The sequence below is a fragment of the Paraburkholderia azotifigens genome, from assembly GCF_007995085.1.
In the GTDB taxonomy this organism is placed as follows: domain Bacteria; phylum Pseudomonadota; class Gammaproteobacteria; order Burkholderiales; family Burkholderiaceae; genus Paraburkholderia; species Paraburkholderia azotifigens.
In genome coordinates this window covers 1,017,375-1,034,293 of the sequence record NZ_VOQS01000003.1, presented here as the reverse complement: position 1 = coordinate 1,034,293, position 16,919 = coordinate 1,017,375, and the positions used below count along the sequence as shown (strand labels likewise).

General features: G+C 62.5%; 21 protein-coding genes. 11 read left to right on the top strand and 10 right to left on the bottom strand.

Annotation, left to right across the window (positions count from 1 at the left end; translation table 11 throughout):
• From FRZ40_RS21895 to FRZ40_RS21885, 3 genes are all read right to left on the bottom strand, one after another.
• On the bottom strand, positions 1-627 hold the full coding sequence (locus tag FRZ40_RS21895) for a lytic transglycosylase domain-containing protein (protein ID WP_240057255.1): 627 nt from the start codon (positions 625-627) through the stop codon (positions 1-3).
• Between the two features lie 117 nt (positions 628-744).
• Positions 745-2,334 carry a phospholipase D family protein gene (locus FRZ40_RS21890; RefSeq protein ID WP_147235556.1) on the bottom strand — a complete coding sequence of 530 codons (1,590 nt, stop codon included), beginning with the start codon at positions 2,332-2,334 and terminating at the stop codon, positions 745-747.
• A 102-nt stretch (positions 2,335-2,436) separates the two neighbouring features.
• Complete coding sequence (locus FRZ40_RS21885) at positions 2,437-2,907, bottom strand: response regulator (protein ID WP_147235555.1); 471 nt, start codon at positions 2,905-2,907, stop codon at positions 2,437-2,439.
• A 411-nt stretch (positions 2,908-3,318) separates the two neighbouring features.
• On the opposite strand from FRZ40_RS21885, the gene FRZ40_RS21880 reads away from it, so the two are divergent.
• The 3 genes from FRZ40_RS21880 (at position 3,319) to FRZ40_RS21870 (ending at position 6,069) form a co-directional block, all read left to right on the top strand.
• Positions 3,319-3,537 carry a hypothetical protein gene (locus FRZ40_RS21880; protein WP_028363684.1) on the top strand — a complete coding sequence of 73 codons (219 nt, stop codon included), beginning with the start codon at positions 3,319-3,321 and terminating at the stop codon, positions 3,535-3,537.
• 340 nt (positions 3,538-3,877) lie between these two features.
• Positions 3,878-5,437 carry a methyl-accepting chemotaxis protein gene (locus FRZ40_RS21875; protein ID WP_147235554.1) on the top strand — a complete coding sequence of 520 codons (1,560 nt, stop codon included), beginning with the start codon at positions 3,878-3,880 and terminating at the stop codon, positions 5,435-5,437.
• Positions 5,438-5,814: 377 nt separating this feature from the next.
• Positions 5,815-6,069: a hypothetical protein gene (locus tag FRZ40_RS21870; RefSeq protein WP_147235553.1), complete on the top strand. Its 255-nt coding sequence runs from the start codon at positions 5,815-5,817 to the stop codon at positions 6,067-6,069.
• Positions 6,070-6,103: 34 nt separating this feature from the next.
• Here the strand turns inward: FRZ40_RS21870 and FRZ40_RS21865 are convergent, their stop codons facing one another.
• On the bottom strand, positions 6,104-7,003 hold the full coding sequence (locus tag FRZ40_RS21865) for a hypothetical protein (protein ID WP_147235552.1): 900 nt from the start codon (positions 7,001-7,003) through the stop codon (positions 6,104-6,106).
• 228 nt (positions 7,004-7,231) lie between these two features.
• Between FRZ40_RS21865 and FRZ40_RS21860 the strand changes: the two genes are divergently transcribed.
• The 4 genes from FRZ40_RS21860 (at position 7,232) to FRZ40_RS21845 (ending at position 10,100) form a co-directional block, all read left to right on the top strand.
• Complete coding sequence (locus FRZ40_RS21860) at positions 7,232-7,765, top strand: carboxymuconolactone decarboxylase family protein (RefSeq protein WP_028363680.1); 534 nt, start codon at positions 7,232-7,234, stop codon at positions 7,763-7,765.
• 199 nt (positions 7,766-7,964) lie between these two features.
• The gene (locus FRZ40_RS21855; RefSeq protein ID WP_028363679.1) at positions 7,965-8,369 is read left to right on the top strand and encodes an FKBP-type peptidyl-prolyl cis-trans isomerase; all 405 of its coding nucleotides are present in this window, start codon (positions 7,965-7,967) and stop codon (positions 8,367-8,369) included.
• Between the two features lie 267 nt (positions 8,370-8,636).
• A complete protein-coding gene (locus tag FRZ40_RS21850; RefSeq protein ID WP_147235551.1) occupies positions 8,637-9,152 on the top strand; it encodes an arsenate-mycothiol transferase ArsC in 516 nt (171 codons plus the stop codon).
• A gap of 114 nt (positions 9,153-9,266) precedes the next feature.
• Positions 9,267-10,100: a CHAD domain-containing protein gene (locus FRZ40_RS21845; protein WP_147235550.1), complete on the top strand. Its 834-nt coding sequence runs from the start codon at positions 9,267-9,269 to the stop codon at positions 10,098-10,100.
• 99 nt (positions 10,101-10,199) lie between these two features.
• Here the strand turns inward: FRZ40_RS21845 and FRZ40_RS21840 are convergent, their stop codons facing one another.
• From FRZ40_RS21840 to FRZ40_RS21830, 3 genes are all read right to left on the bottom strand, one after another.
• Positions 10,200-10,394, bottom strand: a complete 195-nt coding sequence (locus FRZ40_RS21840; protein WP_147235549.1) for a DUF3562 domain-containing protein — start codon at positions 10,392-10,394, stop codon at positions 10,200-10,202.
• A gap of 268 nt (positions 10,395-10,662) precedes the next feature.
• The gene (locus tag FRZ40_RS21835; RefSeq protein WP_028363675.1) at positions 10,663-10,995 is read right to left on the bottom strand and encodes a hypothetical protein; all 333 of its coding nucleotides are present in this window, start codon (positions 10,993-10,995) and stop codon (positions 10,663-10,665) included.
• 35 nt (positions 10,996-11,030) lie between these two features.
• A complete protein-coding gene (locus tag FRZ40_RS21830; RefSeq protein WP_147235548.1) occupies positions 11,031-11,450 on the bottom strand; it encodes a secondary thiamine-phosphate synthase enzyme YjbQ in 420 nt (139 codons plus the stop codon).
• 115 nt (positions 11,451-11,565) lie between these two features.
• On the opposite strand from FRZ40_RS21830, the gene FRZ40_RS21825 reads away from it, so the two are divergent.
• Both FRZ40_RS21825 and FRZ40_RS21820 read left to right on the top strand, forming a co-directional pair.
• A complete protein-coding gene (locus FRZ40_RS21825; RefSeq protein ID WP_147236758.1) occupies positions 11,566-11,832 on the top strand; it encodes a cupin domain-containing protein in 267 nt (88 codons plus the stop codon).
• A gap of 159 nt (positions 11,833-11,991) precedes the next feature.
• Complete coding sequence (locus tag FRZ40_RS21820; protein WP_147235547.1) at positions 11,992-12,864, top strand: oxidoreductase; 873 nt, start codon at positions 11,992-11,994, stop codon at positions 12,862-12,864.
• Positions 12,865-12,867: 3 nt separating this feature from the next.
• Here the strand turns inward: FRZ40_RS21820 and FRZ40_RS21815 are convergent, their stop codons facing one another.
• A complete protein-coding gene (locus FRZ40_RS21815) occupies positions 12,868-13,542 on the bottom strand; it encodes an antibiotic biosynthesis monooxygenase family protein (protein ID WP_028363671.1) in 675 nt (224 codons plus the stop codon).
• A gap of 24 nt (positions 13,543-13,566) precedes the next feature.
• The gene (locus FRZ40_RS21810) at positions 13,567-13,959 is read right to left on the bottom strand and encodes a RidA family protein (protein WP_147235546.1); all 393 of its coding nucleotides are present in this window, start codon (positions 13,957-13,959) and stop codon (positions 13,567-13,569) included.
• 201 nt (positions 13,960-14,160) lie between these two features.
• Between FRZ40_RS21810 and FRZ40_RS21805 the strand changes: the two genes are divergently transcribed.
• Both FRZ40_RS21805 and FRZ40_RS21800 read left to right on the top strand, forming a co-directional pair.
• On the top strand, positions 14,161-14,637 hold the full coding sequence (locus FRZ40_RS21805; RefSeq protein WP_147235545.1) for an outer membrane lipoprotein: 477 nt from the start codon (positions 14,161-14,163) through the stop codon (positions 14,635-14,637).
• 32 nt (positions 14,638-14,669) lie between these two features.
• The gene (locus FRZ40_RS21800) at positions 14,670-15,080 is read left to right on the top strand and encodes a VOC family protein (protein WP_147235544.1); all 411 of its coding nucleotides are present in this window, start codon (positions 14,670-14,672) and stop codon (positions 15,078-15,080) included.
• Between the two features lie 10 nt (positions 15,081-15,090).
• Here the strand turns inward: FRZ40_RS21800 and atzF are convergent, their stop codons facing one another.
• Positions 15,091-16,917 (bottom strand): allophanate hydrolase, encoded by a 1,827-nt coding sequence (gene atzF, locus FRZ40_RS21795; RefSeq protein WP_147235543.1) that lies wholly within the window; start codon positions 16,915-16,917, stop codon positions 15,091-15,093.
• Positions 16,918-16,919 lie beyond the last annotated feature (2 nt).

Below are 16,919 nucleotides of genomic sequence, written 5' to 3'. Positions count from 1 at the left end.
TCAGGGAAGCGCGCCCGGCGAGATTTTTTCGAGCGGTTGCGGGCCGGTGCGCAAGACCGCATTGAAGCGCCGCATATGCAGCGCGACGCGGCGCGCATAGCCTTTGCCGCCGCCGCTATAGCGCCACAGCGCGGCATCGACATCGCCGCCCGAGGCGTCGAGGTAGCCGCGCAGAATCGACGAGCCGATGCGCACGTTGATGGCGGGATCGTCGAGTTCCTTCACGTTGGCAAAGGCGCGCGGATGCGCGGCGGGCAACACCTGCATCAGTCCGCGCGCGCCGAGCGTGCTCACGGCGTGTGCATCGAAGCCCGATTCGACCGCCATGACCGACAACAGCAGCACGGGCGACATCGAATAGCGGTCGGCTTCGGTGAGCACGGCTTGCGCGATGGCGAGCGCATCGGTGGCGGAGACGCGGAACTGCGCACGCAAAGTCGCGACGATGTCGGCGGGCGAGGGGAGAAACGGCGTGCTGGTCGCCTGCGATGCTTCGGGCGCGGGTTCCGCCTGCGCGTGTGCGAACGGCAGCGCGCTGCATAGCGCGAGGCTCGCCGCCATCAATGCGAGCTTGACTACCGTGACCTTCCAGCGTGCTTTGGCTAAGTCGAGTTGTTGTTCTTGCATGTCGTCTGGTACGAGCCCGGATGCAAGCACTCTAAGAACATTGCCGTCGAGATTTTCAAAAGAATTGGGCGTCGCGCGTAAAAAGCGCGTAAAAACGGTGCGGGTGTGAGCCGTAGGCTAAAGCTGTGATTCGATCGGCAAAATGCCGAGAAACCAGATGCCCGCCTTGCGCAGTCCCGACACGTCCGGCTCGCTGTCGAGTACTTTCACGGTGCCGTCGGCCGCCGTGTCCATCCATACGATGCTGCTCGTGCCGTTCGGATTCGGGCGCAATTCGAGCCGCCACGCGATGCGATCGAGCGAGGGCTCCAGCGTATCCACCACCTGCGCGGCCGCCGCCGCGCTTTCGCAATACACGCCGATTTCCGTGTTGAGTTCGACGGAGCGCGGGTCGAGATTCATCGAGCCGATAAAGATGCTTTCACGGTCGAATACATAGGTTTTCGCATGCAGCGACGCTTTCGACGAGCCGAATAGATGCTTCTTGTCTTCGGCTTTGTCTTCGCCTTTGTCTTCCGCCTTTTCGCCCGTCTTGTGGTCCGCGGCGGGCTTCAGTTCGTAAAGCCGCACGCCCGCTTCGAGCAGCGCCTTGCGGTAGCGCTGATAACCGGCGTGCACGGCGGCGACGTCCGTGGCGGCGAGCGAATTGGTCAGTACGGTGACGCGCACATGCTGTTGCGTGAGACCGGAAAGCCATGCGACGCCTTCTTTTCCAGGCACGAAATACGGCGAGACGACGAGCATCTGTTGCGTCGGCTGCAGCTCGAGCGCCTTGAACTGCGTCATCAGATGGCCTTTCGAATTGCCCGGCGAACGGGTGATTTTCGCGGGGTCGTCGTAGAGCAGCGTGGCTTTGCCCCATGAAAACACGGCGTCCTGTGAATGAATGACCTGCGTGAGCCGCTCGCGCGCATTCACGACATAGGGGTTGTTTTCTTCGGAGACGAGATACGCGTCGAGCTTGCTGCGCGCGTCGGCGAGTGCTGCCGCGTCCGCCTTGCGGCCCATCAGCGCATCGATCGGATACGATGCCGCCGAATTCCAGAAGAGGTCGAACGCCTGCGAAACCTCGGGCACGACGGGACCATGCACGAGCACGTCGAGATCGCCGAATGCGACGTCGCTCGACGCGCCGAAGTACTCGTCGCCGATATTGCGTCCGCCGAGTATCGCGCCCTGGTTGTCCGCGATCATCGACTTGTTGTGCATGCGCCGGTTCACGCGAAAGAACTCGGCGGCCATGCCGAGCTTCTTGAACGTACGGTTTGCGACGGGGTTGAAGAGGCGAATCTGCACGTTCGGATGTGCGTCGAGCGCGAGCAGCAGCTTGTCGTCGGCATTCGTGCCGAGATCGTCGAGCAGGATCCGCACGCGCACGCCGCGATCGGCGGCGCGCATCACGGCAGCCGCGAGTTCGCGGCCCGTCAGATCGTCGTGCCAGATGTAGTACTGCAAGTCGAGCGTGCGGTCCGCGGCTTCGGCGAGCACGAGGCGCGCGACTAGCGCGTTGACGGCATCCGGCAGCAGATGGAATGCGGACTCGCCCGGGTGCTTCTTTTCCTGCGGCGTGAACGCAATGCCAAGCCGGGTGTTCTGCGTGCCCGCGACGGCGTGCGTTTCGATGCGGTCCGCTTGCGGCGGCAGGCTCGCGCACGAAGTCAGCAAGGCGACGGTGAACGCCGCGAGAAGACTTCGTAGTGTGATCATGTGCGCGCTCCGCGTCTGCGATGCGCGTCAGATTAGCGGGACGGAACGTCCGTTACAAGTGGCCGTCTGCCATGCGGGCTGTTCCGCATCGTGACGAACGTATCACGAGCGCAACGAATAGACCTGACGGAGTGCCGCTGTGCCCAGCAGCGTGGTGAGAATTTCGACCACCATCAGCGGATCGATCGGCTTCGCGCAGACGGCGTCGAAGCCGCCGTCGCGCAACTGCGCGTAGTTGTCGCGCGTCTCGTAGGCCGTGTAGGCGAGCAGCGGCACGGAGGCCGTCGCGGGCGAGCCGCGCAATGTGCGCGCGACGGCGAGGCCGGACACGCCAGGCATTGCGATGTCGAGCACGATGCTGTCGGGATGCCATTCGTTCGCGATCGACAACGCGTCGCAGCCGTTGTAGGCGACGCGCGTCTCGAAGCCGCAAGTGGCGAGGAACGCGGCAAGGGCGTCGGCGGAATCGACGTAGTCGTCGACGATGAGGATGCGCGGCGGCACAGACTGCGCGATGAAGCGCGCTGCCGTCCAGACCTGACTTCGAGTTGGCGTGAAGGTTCTGCTGCGCATAATTGCCCCCTGTTTTTCTGCGCCGTGTCCGCTTCTTGTAAGCAATTACAGCAACACCTATTCCATGCGGGTTTCATGCAGCCCTTCGCGGCGCGGTCCGCTGCACTCTGCAATGTCCGAAAGCCGCGCCGATACTGGCTCACCGCGCGCCGGACGGCGCAGCAAGCGATTCTCGGGGCGTATCGCCCGCGCGCGCGTGGATGGCGCGAATGCGCAAGACGGTTATGCAGCGTTGCAGCTTTTCCATGGCGCATGGACGGTTGCACGGCCTGAAACGCCGAGCCCGAATGTGCAATGCAGCGCAAATGAAAGGGGTAAGCGGGCGCGTTGCCATGCTAGGATTCTTTCATCCGCCGGGATGAGGCCCAGACCCGCATTGCATCGCACTTTCTTCGCTAATGGAGGCTTGCCGTGCATTTCGACTACAAGGGATTCCATATCGACTGCCGGGCGAGGCACGACGACGATGGCCATTACGTCGCCCAGGCCAAACTCAGTCGCGCGGCGACGTCGAATACGCCCGCCGAAGTCCATCAATCGGGCGACATCGATTCATTCGTCGACGAATCCGACGCCATGACGTGCGCGCGCACATGGGCAATCGAATGGATCGATGAAAACTGGGACTAGCCAGCCCTGTTCGTTTCGTATTTCGTCGTTTCAATTCTTCTCATCGCGCGACGCGAGGTGCCGTCGCGCTCCCTTCTTTCTTCATTCCCCGAACGAACGATCGAGCGGAAACAGGCGAATCCTCGCCATACATCCGGCTAAACGCCCGGTAAAAACCCTCCAAGGTTAAATATTGGGGAACTGCTGTCCGATAACCAGTAAACCAAAGCAAAACCACGCGCAGCCCACGATGCGAGCGCGGGCGTTTCACACCACGCCTGAACTGAGAGCAGGCTTTTTTTTGTATTCAAAAGATTCATCGGAGCGGCAGATTTTCTTGGTCAAAACCCGGGGGCCAACAATGAAAAAGACCATAACCATCAGAACCAGGCTGTTCATCGGTTTTCTATCGATGGCGGCGATTGTCGTCGTCATTTCCGTCGTCTCGCTGCTGAGCCTTGCGAGCACGACGCGTGCGTTCAGCCAGTACGTTCATGGCATCGACGCGCGCGCACAGGTGGCCGCCGAAGTCCGTGCGGCTGTCGACCGCCGCGCGATCGCCGCGCGCAACCTCGTGCTCGTCACGACGCAGGCGGATCTCGATCTCGAAACGGATGCAGTGAAACGCGCGCACGCAGATGTGAGCATCAAGCTCAAGCAACTCAACGACATGATCAACAGTACGACCGATACGAGCGAAACGGCGCGTTCGCTGGTTGCCGAGATGAACCGTGTCGAAGGACTGTACGGTCCCGTTGCGCTGAACATCGTGGGCCTTGCGCTCGACAAGCATCACGACGAGGCGATCAAGGAAATGGATGAGCATTGCCGTCCGCTCCTCGCCCAGCTCGTCAAGGCAACGGATGACTACGCGAGCTTCACGAAGACTCGTCAGATCGAGATCGTGCAGAGCTTCCAGGATCGCTACGCGATGCTTCGCAATGTCATTCTCGGCGTGAGTGCATTCGCGATACTCGCGTCGATCATGCTTGCCGTGCGCATGGTGCGTTCGGTCACGCAGCCGATCACGCGCGCCGTTCAGGTCGCGCGCACCGTTGCGAAGGGCGACCTGACGAGCCGCATCGTCGTCGATCGCGATGACGAAGCGGGTGAACTGCTGAAGGCGCTGCGCGACATGAACGAGCGGCTGACGGAAACAGTCGGCCGCGTGCGTTCGAGCAGCGCGAGCGTTTCGACTGCAACGAATGAAATTGCCACGGGCAATAGCGACCTGAGCCGCCGCACGGAATCTCAGGCGGCCTCGCTGCAGGAGACGGCCGCAAGCATGGAGCAGTTGACGACGACGGTGAAGCAGAACTCCGATAGCGCGCAGCATGCGAAGACGCTGGCATCGAATGCATCGGCGATTTCACAGCGCGGCAGCGAGACTGTCGAACGCGTCGTGACGACGATGGATGCAATCAGCACGAGCTCGGGCAAGATCGCCGAGATCACCGGGATCATCGAAGGCATTTCGTTCCAGACGAACATTCTCGCGTTGAACGCAGCCGTCGAAGCGGCGCGCGCAGGCGAGGAAGGCCGTGGCTTCGCGGTCGTCGCGGGCGAAGTGCGCAACCTCGCGCAGCGTTCGGCGCAGGCAGCGAAGGAGATCAAGGAACTGATCGCGCGTTCCGTGGAAGAGATTCAGACCGGCTCGACGCTTGCCGATGACGCGGGCCGCACGATGGCCGATGTGAAGCAGGCCGTGGCGCGCGTGTCGGAGATCGTCGAAGAGATCGCGGCGGCTTCTGCCGAGCAGGGGCGAGGTATCGAGCAGATCAACCAGGCGATCACGCAGATGGACACGGTGACGCAGCAGAACGCCGCACTCGTCGAGCAGGCTTCGGCTGCGTCGCAATCGCTGCGGGACCAGGGCCGCGAACTCGACGACACCGTTTCATCATTCAGGCTCGCTGCCTGAGCGCGGCCCGCTGCATTTCCAATCCGGTTGACCACGCGTCGAATGACGAAGGCTTTTCAGGTCATTTCGTCGACTCGCGCGCGGCAACCGGTAATTCGTTTAGTGCATTTATGCACTTCGGTTTTCCGCCTGACAGCTTCGTTGCAAACAGGTTGCGGTGCGGTATAAACCTACTATCATAAGAACAACGCGCAGGCCTCTATGCAAAAGGCGTTTAGCGGCTCTTCATTGCGGCGTTGCATACTCAAAGCCGCGCAGCCTTTTCACGTAATCATGCAATCGCGCTAAAGACGTGCACGGATGCACTCGCTTGAAATGCAATCCGATTGCACGCGGAACCTGAGAGAGCAGATGCCGTTTGAAGCGGAGAGGGCACGATGACCGAGGCATTGACCATCGAATCGTTCTGGAAGGCATTTTGCGCGCGTCAGATTGCACGCGGTGTGTCGCAGGCGCAGTTGCAGGCATCGGAAGCTGCGTTCTATTCGGGTGCGGTGGCCATGTACGACATCATGACGATCGTCACCGATCCCGATCTCGATCCAATGGACGCACGCGCAATACTCGCCGCGCTTTATGACGAGCGAGAAGAGTTCCTGCGCATTCACGACATAGCGGCAATCTGCCGCTAAACCTCAAGCCGCTTCGCACAAACGTCGAATAGAATCATTGCGCCGTTTGCTGGCGCTGGTACTCGTTCTTCTTCATCTGCAAGTACTCTTGCCGGTCCAGTTCGTGTAATTGACGCGGATACTGTTCCGTCGCGTCGAACCACGTGGCGAAGCGCTGATCGACGCGTTTGCCGGCTGGAAGAGAAAGGGAAGCGAGATACGCATCGATCGCGAGGTAATAGCGCATCGTATTGCGTTCCACGAGGCCGCGCACGCCGCCTATATAGTCACCCGACGCCTGGGTGAATCCCACTTTCGCACTGCCTATCGTCGCGAGATACGTCTTCATCGCGATCCGCCCGGCCGTGCCGAATCCATACGAATACGTGAGATGCAGGAACGTGCGTCCTTTGCCGATGTCGACGGCTTCGAGCACGATCCGATAGTCCTTCGTGCTGAGCGGTCCCGTCGCCGCGCTCAGGTCGACCTGAAAATAGTCCGGGTTCGTTGCCACCGAACGGTAATTGAGCTGCACGCGGTACGTGTCGCCGAGTTCCTGCTCCGTCTTCTTGCCGACGTTCATGCTGATGATGGCCGCGCCATTACTGCCCGCCGATGCATGGCAGTACTTTGTGTTCAGATGCAGGATCAGCACTTCGCACCAGTTCGCCGGGCCTTGCTGCGGGTCGTTGAATGCGCTGTTGACCGTGGCGAACGGATAATCCACCACCGCGTAGATGTCGCCCTTCAAGGAGTTCTGTGTCTCTTCCGAATCCAGATGGATGGGCCGGTGAAATACGTTCGACTTGAGCTGCGGCGCGAGCGCATCGTACTTGTCCTTGAGCGCAGCGGCGTTGTCGTCGGCCCATGACAGCGCACCGAGCGAAAGACCCAGCAGCGCAAACGCAACCAGTACGAAGCGCTTTGTTATACGCATGATCCCGTGAGTGCTCATTTCAGGCGCTCCCGCTGACGGCGCTGTGATAAGGCGAATGAGAGGGCGAACGTCGCACGAATATAGCAGAGCGCGACCCGACACCGGCGACGAACCGATGAGCCGTTCGAGCATAAACGTGATTTGAACCAGCATTCACCGTAGCAACGCCCGTTCCTAGAATGGTTCCCATGCGCTGACCCAGTGGCGCTACGCAAATACCTCGATCCACTTCACAGGAGAAACATCATGGAACGTCTCAATCGCCAACCCGTCGCGGAAGCAACCGGCCAGGCAGCGGAACTGTTCGCTGGCATCAAGCGCGCCGTCGGCATGGTGCCGAACGCCTATGCGGCGATCGGCTCGAACAGTCCGGCTGCGCTGCAAATCGTGCTCGCCACGGGCGACGCACTCGGCAAGGGCGCGCTGTCGCGCAAGGAAGTGGAAGCGATCAAGCTCGCGATCAGCGGCGTCGCGGACTGTGACTACTGTCTTGCCGCTCACTCGCTGACGGGCAAGAAAGTGGGCATCGCTGCCGACGACGTCGCCGCGCTGCGCGAAGGACGCGATTCGGCGGACGCCCGTCTGAATGCGATCGCCACGTTTGCACGGACGGTCTTCGCGTCGCGCGGCACGGTGCCCGCAGCAGTTGTCGATGCCGTGAAGGCAGCGGGCTATAACGACCAGCAGATCACCGAGACGCTGCTCGCCATCGCTGACATCACGTTCACGAACCTGTTCAATCGCGTGAACGACACGGCTGTCGATTTCCCGAAGATCTGACGAGTGGAATCGAGGCCGCTTTCCAATAGCGGACTTTTTTGCCCGCGACGGGTTGCTTGCCCGCCGCGGGCATCGCACATTTGCGCGTGCAACGTTTCATCGCATGCAAGGGTTGATTTGTTGCAAGTTGATTCAGGTCTCTGCCGGGAAGGGGCGATCCGCTAGAATGAGGCTCGCTTTTTCAACCAAGGAGATACGCGTGAAATCAGTTGTTGCCCTGCTCGCCGCAGCCGCGCTCGCATCGGTGGCGCTCAACGCTAACGCCGCATCGACGGAGAAGCTGCCGTCCGGTGTGGTCGTCGAACACCTGACGCAGGGAAGCGGCCCGCAGCCCACGGCCGCCGATGTCGTGCGCGTCAACTACCGCGGCACGCTGGCGAACGGCACCGAGTTCGATAACTCGGCCAAGCATGGCGGCCCGGCAGAGTTCCCGCTCGGCCGCGTGATCCCTTGCTGGACGCAAGGCGTCGCCACGATGAAAGTGGGCGAGAAGGCCAAGCTGACCTGTCCGGCTGCGACTGCATACGGTTCGCGCGGCGTCGGCGCGATTCCGCCGAACAGCGATCTGACGTTCGAAGTCGAACTGCTGGCGATCGTCAAGTAAGCGCCACGCAACCTCTCAGGCAACCTCTCAGGCAACCCGGTCATCCCGTGGCCGGGTTTGCTTCGCGCAGCGCACGCCACGTCGCTGCGCCGCGCCGGGCTTATCCGGAAGCCCGCACCCGCCGTTCATTATCGTTAACGCTGGCTGGCCGAATGCAAATTGGCGTGATACCTAAACGGTCTTGCGGCGAATCGGTTAGTCGATTGGGATTCTGTCACCAATATGAAAAACTGGACGCTCAGAATCCCGCAAAAAAATAGAATCTGCATGACGGGGTGTAGGGTGACCAGAAAACAAAGAGTGCTGTTCCTTTGCAGGGACAACGCGGCGCTTAGCATTTTGGCGGAAGCCTTGCTACGCGAGCTGGACGGATTGCATTTCGACGCTTTCAGCGCAGGTCTCGAGCCCGCCGACCGGGTTCACTCGGCTGCCATGGGCGAGTTGCGCCATGGCTTTTCGAGCCTCGACCTGCTGAATCCCAAGAGCTGGCTGGAATTCACGAGCGAATGGGCGCCGCAGATGGATTTCGTCGTGACCTTGTGCGACGAGTCGGCGGGCGTCGACATGCGCGCGTTTCACGGCGCGCCGAAGCTGCATCGCTGGATGCTGACGCCGTCCGCGTATGGCGCTGCAGGCGCGATCGAAAACGCGTTCTGGCAGATCCTGAAGCGCGTCGAAGATTTCATCATGGCGGAGCGCCGCCCGTGGCCTTCGTCGCTGAAGCTGCCCGCCGTGGCCAGCTGCGCATCGGACACCTGCGACTTTCTTCTCAGCGGACAGTGATCCGTGACGCCGCTGCGGCATCGTGCGCCGCAGCAGGCTTCGAACAGGCAGGAACCTGATTTGCTTACCCAAGCATGACAAACACACTGGGTCAGCACCCATTCAGGGAGCACGATGAAAGCCGAAACACCGAACGGGCGGCCGCACGATGGCACCGCACAAGCCCACTTCGCGCACTACGCCACACCCTTGATCGACAGCGCACTCGCCTGCGCGTCCGCGTTGCACTCGAACCCCGACGCCGAAATGCTGCACAAGCTGCGCGTGTCGTTGCGGCGCTTGCGCACGTTGTTGTGGGCATATCGTCCGCTGCTCGATGAGCAGTTCGACAATCAGCGGCGCGCGCTTTTCAGGTTCTACGCAAACGCCGCCGGCAAGACGCGCGACTGGGACATCCTGATCGCGCTGCTCGACGAGATGAGCGACGGACAGGGAAACCCCGGCGACGCGTTGCAGGCGGCTCGCTCACATGCACTCGATACGAGCCGCGAGACGCTCGAACACGCGGACGTGAAGCGAGCGTTGCGCGACACGCTGAAGGAAGCGAACCGCGAGCTGAACACCGCGCACGAACGCAACTCGCTGCCGAAGTTCGCGCGCAAGCGTCTCGCGGCCGCGCAGAAGTCGATGGCGAAGCGCATGAAGCGGGCGGCGCGCGCCAAACGCTCGGACTACGCGTCGTATCACGAGGTCCGCAAAGCCGGCAAGAAGCTGCGCTATCTGATCGAGTTCTTCGAGCCCGTGCTGGCGAAGAAGCAACGGAAGGCCGCGAGGCCGCTCAAGAAGCTGCAGAAGCGCTTCGGCGCATTGAACGATGTCGTCGCGAGCGAGCAACTGCTGCGCGAGAACCAGACCCTCTACGCCGACGAGACGGCCGCCGCGCACGCACTCGATGCCCTCGCACGAGAGCGCAAGCGCCGCATGCGCAACGCAGGCAAGCTGTTGTAAAGCGGTGAAGTGCGGTGGCGCCAGGATCGGCGCGTGCTAACGGGGCGCCGGGGCGCGGGGGCGCGGGGGAGCGCAACCTGATGGCGCTCGCCGCATTCGTCAGCGTGATGCCGTCCGCGAGCGCAAGGTCTCGCGCACGCGCCTCGCCGCGAAGAGCGGCACGTAGTCGAGAACGCGTGCGTCGCGTTGATATGCTTGCACGGCGTCGGTGTACATCTGCGATACGACTTCCTCTGGGGCGTCGGTGGCTTCCGCGATTTCGTGCACGATCTTCTGCGAATCTTCCATCTTCATGCAAGCCTCCTTTCCGGGTCGTCGTCAGTACGAAGCCTGAATTGAAGGACATGCGACGCGGGTAGGCCAATAGAACTTCGCAATCGGTGGACCCGTCGCGTGAAGGAGATGCTTGCAGTTGTATTGCAACGCGCGAGGAAAGCCTGTTTGATCAGACAGATAGCGCGTGTGCCCCAAACTTTTCCACAGGTCTTTCAACAGAATCTGTGGATAACGTGATCGCAAATCACTCGCAAAGCATGAACGAGCGCTTGTGGCTATCTTGCTGCTATTGGAGCCACTTGCGCACGTCCTGCTCCCATTCGGGGTCGCCGCAGCCTTTGGGGTTCTCGGGACCGAGCACAGTGATGTAGCCCTTGCTTTTCATGCAAGATTCGTAGGCGCGCACCTTCGTGCATTGGCCCGCGCCCGTGTTCCTTGCGACCGTCTTGCACTGCGCGATCGAGCGGTCCATCGGGCCGAAGTCGAGGTCGCTCGAACCGTTGAGCGTCGGCGCGTCCGCGCCCGTCACGGAGAACTCGACGGGCCCCGTATGAGTGCAGCCAGCCGTCAGCAACGCGAGCGATGCCGCCGCGAACAGAACATGCGCACGCAAGATCATGATTCGCTTCCTTGTCGAAGTCGTTCGTTGAGTTGTTATTCGCCGATCAGATGCAGCACGATATCGCGTTCCTGCGGACGCGCGCGATGCTCGAACAGATAAATGCCTTGCCACGTGCCGAGCGTCATGCGGCCGTGCTCGACGGGTATCGACAGTTGCACCTGCGTGAGCGCAGTGCGCAGATGCGCGGGCATGTCGTCGCGGCCTTCCGCGTCATGCTCGTAGCGTTCGGGGTCTTCCGGCGCGAGCAGTGCGAAGTGCCGCTCGAGGTCGCGCTGCACGGAAGGGTCCGCATTCTCCTGGATCAAAAGCGACGCCGACGTGTGCCGGCAGAAGACCGTGAGGATGCCTGTGTCGATCGACGCGTCGCGTACGAACGCGGCGACTTGCGCAGTGAAATCGGACAGCCCGCGTGCGCGCGCCCGCACGTTCAGATGGCGAATGGCCTGGCGCATGAATCGTTCTCCCTTGTGGTGCCTGTCAAAGAGTTTAGCGCGAGCGCCGTGCCCGATGCCGCCATGCAAACAGGTCTATGCTGATACCTCAGTGCAAACAGAAAAGAGAGGGCATATGGAGCGCGATGAATTCATCGATGCATTGAAGCGCGAAGGCTTTGCGGAAGTCGTGACCGTCATGCGCGATCCGAACGGCACACTGGACGATCATGCTCACCCATTCGAAGCGAAGGCACTGGTTCTGCACGGCGAATTGACGATTCGCACGGCCGCGGCGGAAAACCTCTACAAAACGGGCGACGTGTTCCATCTGCAAGCGAATGAAAGCCATTCGGAACGCTTCGGACCTGACGGTGTTCAATATCTGGTCGGCCGCAAGTAGAGGCCGCAAGTAGAGGCCGCAAACGGCCGCAAACAGGCACGGCGGAAACGTTCAGGCCGTCAGCACGAATCGCATCGAGCGGCTATATTTTTTGCTCACGTCTTTTGAGCTGCGCGCGTTGACGCGTCATTGCTCATTTCATCATCGAGGAGGTTCTGAATGTCCACGTCCACGACGCCCGTCTGGTTCATCACGGGATGTTCAACCGGCTTCGGCAAGGAACTGGCGCGCGCGGTGCTCGATAGAGGCTGGCGCTGCGTGGCGACGGCGCGCAACGTCGCCTCGCTCGCCGATCTCGCCGATCTCGCCGGGCCCGGCGGCGATGCCGACGCGCGGCTCTTGCGCGTGAAGCTCGACGTGACGGACGCCGCGCAGATCGCCGCCGCTGTCGAGAGCGCACAGCAACGCTTCGGCGCAATCGACGTGCTCGTGAACAACGCGGGCTATGGTTATCAGTCGTCGGTCGAAGAGGGCGATGAAGCGGAAATTCGCGCACAGTTCGATGTCAACGTGTTCGGCCTGTTCGCGATGACGCGTGCCGTGCTGCCAGGCATGCGCGCGCGGCACAAGGGACATGTGCTGAACATTACGTCGGTGGCGGGCATTGCGGGCTTTCCGGGCTCGGGGTACTACGCGGCGAGCAAGCATGCGGTCGAGGGCTGGTCCGATTCACTCGCGACGGAGGCCGAACCGCTCGGCATCCACGTGACCTGTATCGAGCCGGGTCCGTTTCGCACCGACTGGGCGGGCCGCTCGCTCAGGCAAACACCCAACAGGATTTCCGACTACGCGGAGACGGCGGGCAAGCGCATGCAAACGACGGCGCAATACAGCGGCCATCAGCCCGGCGACCCCGCGCGCGCCGCGCAGGCGATGATCGCGATCACCGAAACGGAACACCCGCCGCGTCATCTCGTGCTGGGCGCATTCGGCGTCGACGCCGTATCGAAGCGCGTGCATTCGACGCTCGCCGACATCGAAGCGTGGCGCGATACCAGCCTCGGTGCAGACTTTCCGGAAAGCGAGCGCTAGCCTTCACACGGGCCGCGTCGCGTCGGGATAGTACTGCGGCGCTTCGCGGCGATCGAACATGCCATAGTCGCGAACTACGCGAACGGTGCGCAGCCGCGCGCCTTCGGGCAACGTGAGCGTGGCCGCGAAGGCATTAGCGGCCTGAGCGTCGCGCCACGCGGTGAGCAGAATGACATCGCCCGGCGTCAGCACGGCGTCGAACGCATCCCACGAAACGAGACCCGCTGCGTCCTCGCGCAAGCCCAGCGCGCCTGCTACCTGACGCGCGCCCGCCTGCTTGACCCAGTCGGCGTCGCGTTGCGCGTCTATCAGCACGATCGTGGTTGCGTCGCCCGTCTCCGTTTCGTCGAGCCGTTGCTCATGCAATGTGTGGCCGGCAGGCAGTCGCGTATCGTGCGTCAGCTGACCCACGCGCAGCCGGTAATCGCGAAACGTCTGCGAGCGTCCCTTTTCCTGCACGCCATGATGAATGGCCTGCGTGCGCCAGCGGACCAGCGCTTTTTCATCGCGCCAGCCGGACAGCGACAGCAGCCATCCTTCGCGCGTCAGACTGCCGTAGCGGACGTTATCGACGAAGCCGTCGATCTGCTCCAGCTCCGGCTTCAACATTTTCGCGTAGCCGAGATACGTGTCCCATCGGTCGCCACGCGGCTGTACTTCGAACAGCACTGAAAACATCGTGCTCTCCCTCAGATGAACGCTTCAAACGGCCGCGATGCAATCGATCTCGATGTCGAAACGCCCGGGCCATGCCGGCACGCAGACAAAGATACGCGCGGGCGGATCGTTCGGGAAGTAACGCGCGTAAATCGCATTGACGGCCGCAAACTGCTCGACGGATGTGCAGTACACATTGCACTTCAGCACGTTAGCGAGCGACGAACCCGCCGTCTCGACACACAGCTTCAACTGCTCGAGCACGAGTTCCGTCTGACGTTCGAGCGGCACATCGGCGACTTCGCCCGTTTCGGGATCGAACGGCGGCAGGCCCGACACATAGATCGTATCGCCGTGCCGCGTGACGACGGAAGTCGGCGCCTTCCATCGTTCGAGCCAGCCCGACAGCGGTTCGACCCGGATGATCTCGCGTTTCATTGCAGCCCTCGTTTCGCATGATGTCGACGCCATCGTAGCCCCGTTCGCTGAGCCGACGTTTCAGGCTGAGACGAAATGACGGGTGCGAATGCACAAATCCGCTCCTCATTTTTCTCTCATTCTTCGGGCATACGATGCACTCATCGATAGAACCTGCAGCGCGACAAACCCGACAGCGCGCTGCTTCCAGAGGGGAACAACATGAACAGGTCATTCGTTACAGCATGTGCATCGGCGCTCGTCGTCTCGCTCGCGTTGAGCGGCTGCGCGACCTTCGACGGCTCCGCCAACGTCTACGGCGCAGCGCAGACGCAACGTGAAGAGACGGTGCGCTTCGGCACCGTCGAAAGCGTGCGCGGCGTCACGATAGACACCGGCAACGGCCAGCCCGGCGTGCTCGGCGCAATCGGCGGCGGCGCGCTCGGCGCCGTTGCGGGCAGTGCGATTGGCGGCGGACGCGGCTCGCTGCTGACGGGCATCATCGGCGGGCTGGCGGGCGCCGTTGCGGGCAACGAGGTGCAGCACCACTTCGAGCGGAAGCATGGCGTCGAAATTACCGTGCGGCTCGACGACGGTACGCTGCGCGCCATCACGCAACGCACCGACGGCCCGATGTTCTACGCAGGCGAACGCGTGCGGCTGCTGTCGGACGGCGGCATCACGCGCGTGACGATCTGAGCGTCCGCAACCGGCAAGCGAAGGAGAGCATCATGTTCATGCGTAAAGACGTGACTTACGAGTTTCATCACATCGGCATTCCGACGCGCGCGGTGCGCGTCGGCGAACGCTACAGTCCGCCATACGGGATGTACACGAGCGACAGCGATTGCAAGCTCGCGCGCATCCAGTACCACCGTTTCGAAGCGGATAGCGCGCTGCACGAACTGATGCGCACCGTCCCGCATGCCGCGTTCAAGGTCGACGATCTCGACCGCGCCATCGATGCGCAAGAAGTCATTCTCGGCCCTTACGAGCTGATCGACGGCTTCCGCGTGGCCGTGATCGTCGATGACGGACTGCCCGTCGAACTGATCCAGACCGTGCTGACCGACGAGGTGATCTGGAATCGTGCGGTGACGGGCAGGCAGGCGTCGCTGTACACGGCACAACTCGCGGACTGACTCCACGCGATCAGGCTGCCGGAGCCTCCGTGGCCTGAGCCGCGCCGCGCTGCAACCACGCGCGCCAGCCGCCGTATGACGTGATGTCGACAGCGCCTTCGACGCCTTGCGCCTCGCACACGAAGCCCGTTTCCCAACTGCCGTCTGCGAGCTCGACCTTGCCGAGCGCGAGCGGTGCGGGGATGCCCGCGAGGAACGAGCCGACCTCGCTGCTCGGCAAGTCCCATACTTCGACGTTGATCGCCGCACCGTTCGCCGTATCGCGAATCATGCCCGGACGCTGCGTCGCGCCGCCCGCGAGCGCATACAGCCGGTAACGCGGCGCGCTCGTCGTCGCTTCGACGAGCCGCGCGCCGCGTGAGGTCAGTTGCCCGTTCAACGCCAGCCCTTCGAGATGCGCGCCACACACGACGAGCTTCATCCTGTCGTGACGTGCAGCACGTGCGGGCAGCACTGCATCCTGTTGCGCGCCGCCCGTCAGCGGCACGGCGAGCTTGCGATGCAGCGCATCGGCGACGCTCAGCAGATATTGATCGGTGTAGGCGCGACCGAATAGCGTCACGCCCCACGGCAAGCCGTTGCGCATGAAACCCGCAGGCGTCGCAATGGCTGCGTAGTCGAGCAGGTTCATGAAGTTCGTGTAATGCCCGAGCAACGAGTTTGCGGCGACGGGGTCGCGCTCCAGCTCCGCCAGTGTGACCGCGCGCGGAATCGACGGCGTCAGCACGCAATCGAGTTGTGCGAGCACCGCGTCGCACTGCTGCTTCAACGCCTGGAGCCTGTATTGCGCGCGGAATGCATCGACGGCCGTGGCGCCCGGCGCTTTCGCGAGCACGTCGCGGATCACGGGCAGCACGGCATCGGGTTGTGATTCCATCAACGCGCCCGCCACGCTGTAGCGCTCGGCGACCCACGGTCCTTCGTAAAGCAGGCGCGCAGCTTCGAGAAACGGCGTGAAGTCGATTTCAACGGCCTCCCCGCCGATCGCTTCGAGCCCGGCGCGCGCTTGCGCAAACAGTGCCGGGCTTTCATCGCAGCCGGCGAATTCGAGTTGCGCAGGCACACCGAAGCGAAAGCGCGTAACCGCGCCGAACGCCGACGCGTCGTTCCATTGCGGATTCGCGCGGCTATACGCATCGGTGGGATCGTGACGTGCGGTGAGCGCGAGCAGTTCGCTCGCCTCGCTCGCGGTTGCCGTGAAGTAGGTCACGCAGTCGAGCGTGCGGCATGCGGGCACGACGCCCGCCGTCGACAACAGGCCTTTCGTCCCCTTCGTGCCGACGAGGTTGTTCAGCGCGGCGGGCACGCGGCCCGAGCCTGCCGTATCCGTGCTCAGCGCGAAGCTCGCGACGCCCAGCGCCACAGCGAGCGACGACCCCGCGCTCGATCCGCCCGAAGGATAGTCGGGATGCACGCTGTTGCGGCACTTGCCATACGGCGAGCGCGTGCCGTTGAGGCCCGTGGCGAACTGATCGAGATTGGTCTTGCCGATGGGCACCGCGCCGAGTTCGACCAGTTGGGCGACGAGCGTCGCGGATGTGTCCGGCTTATAAGCGAACGCAGGGCACGCCGCCGTCGTCGGAATGCCTGCGAGATCGATGTTGTCCTTCAGCGCGAACGGCACGCCGTAGAGCGGCAGCGAATCGATGTCGCGTTCATCCAGCGCGGCGAGATACGGCTCGATTTCCGCATCGGACAGCAGATGAATGAAAAGATGAAACTCGGCGTTCAACGCCGCAGCGCGCTCGCGCAATGCGGCAATCAGCGCGCGCGGCGTGATGCCGCCTTCGCGATACGCAGCCCGCAACGCGGGCAGACGCAGATCGAATGAATCCATGT

What these genes read in the sequence shown, in the direction of transcription:
- FRZ40_RS21895 (WP_240057255.1), bottom strand. Translation starts at nt 627, where the DNA reads ATGCAAGAACAACAACTCGACTTAGCCAAAGCACGCTGGAAGGTCACG.
- FRZ40_RS21890 (WP_147235556.1), bottom strand. Translation starts at nt 2,334, where the DNA reads ATGATCACACTACGAAGTCTTCTCGCGGCGTTCACCGTCGCCTTGCTG.
- FRZ40_RS21885 (WP_147235555.1), bottom strand. Translation starts at nt 2,907, where the DNA reads ATGCGCAGCAGAACCTTCACGCCAACTCGAAGTCAGGTCTGGACGGCA.
- FRZ40_RS21875 (WP_147235554.1), top strand. Translation starts at nt 3,878, where the DNA reads ATGAAAAAGACCATAACCATCAGAACCAGGCTGTTCATCGGTTTTCTA.
- FRZ40_RS21870 (WP_147235553.1), top strand. Translation starts at nt 5,815, where the DNA reads ATGACCGAGGCATTGACCATCGAATCGTTCTGGAAGGCATTTTGCGCG.
- FRZ40_RS21865 (WP_147235552.1), bottom strand. Translation starts at nt 7,003, where the DNA reads ATGAGCACTCACGGGATCATGCGTATAACAAAGCGCTTCGTACTGGTT.
- FRZ40_RS21860 (WP_028363680.1), top strand. Translation starts at nt 7,232, where the DNA reads ATGGAACGTCTCAATCGCCAACCCGTCGCGGAAGCAACCGGCCAGGCA.
- FRZ40_RS21850 (WP_147235551.1), top strand. Translation starts at nt 8,637, where the DNA reads ATGACGGGGTGTAGGGTGACCAGAAAACAAAGAGTGCTGTTCCTTTGC.
- FRZ40_RS21845 (WP_147235550.1), top strand. Translation starts at nt 9,267, where the DNA reads ATGAAAGCCGAAACACCGAACGGGCGGCCGCACGATGGCACCGCACAA.
- FRZ40_RS21840 (WP_147235549.1), bottom strand. Translation starts at nt 10,394, where the DNA reads ATGAAGATGGAAGATTCGCAGAAGATCGTGCACGAAATCGCGGAAGCC.
- FRZ40_RS21835 (WP_028363675.1), bottom strand. Translation starts at nt 10,995, where the DNA reads ATGATCTTGCGTGCGCATGTTCTGTTCGCGGCGGCATCGCTCGCGTTG.
- FRZ40_RS21830 (WP_147235548.1), bottom strand. Translation starts at nt 11,450, where the DNA reads ATGCGCCAGGCCATTCGCCATCTGAACGTGCGGGCGCGCGCACGCGGG.
- FRZ40_RS21825 (WP_147236758.1), top strand. Translation starts at nt 11,566, where the DNA reads ATGGAGCGCGATGAATTCATCGATGCATTGAAGCGCGAAGGCTTTGCG.
- FRZ40_RS21820 (WP_147235547.1), top strand. Translation starts at nt 11,992, where the DNA reads ATGTCCACGTCCACGACGCCCGTCTGGTTCATCACGGGATGTTCAACC.
- FRZ40_RS21815 (WP_028363671.1), bottom strand. Translation starts at nt 13,542, where the DNA reads ATGTTTTCAGTGCTGTTCGAAGTACAGCCGCGTGGCGACCGATGGGAC.
- FRZ40_RS21810 (WP_147235546.1), bottom strand. Translation starts at nt 13,959, where the DNA reads ATGAAACGCGAGATCATCCGGGTCGAACCGCTGTCGGGCTGGCTCGAA.
- FRZ40_RS21805 (WP_147235545.1), top strand. Translation starts at nt 14,161, where the DNA reads ATGAACAGGTCATTCGTTACAGCATGTGCATCGGCGCTCGTCGTCTCG.
- FRZ40_RS21800 (WP_147235544.1), top strand. Translation starts at nt 14,670, where the DNA reads ATGTTCATGCGTAAAGACGTGACTTACGAGTTTCATCACATCGGCATT.
- atzF (WP_147235543.1), bottom strand. Translation starts at nt 16,917, where the DNA reads ATGGATTCATTCGATCTGCGTCTGCCCGCGTTGCGGGCTGCGTATCGC.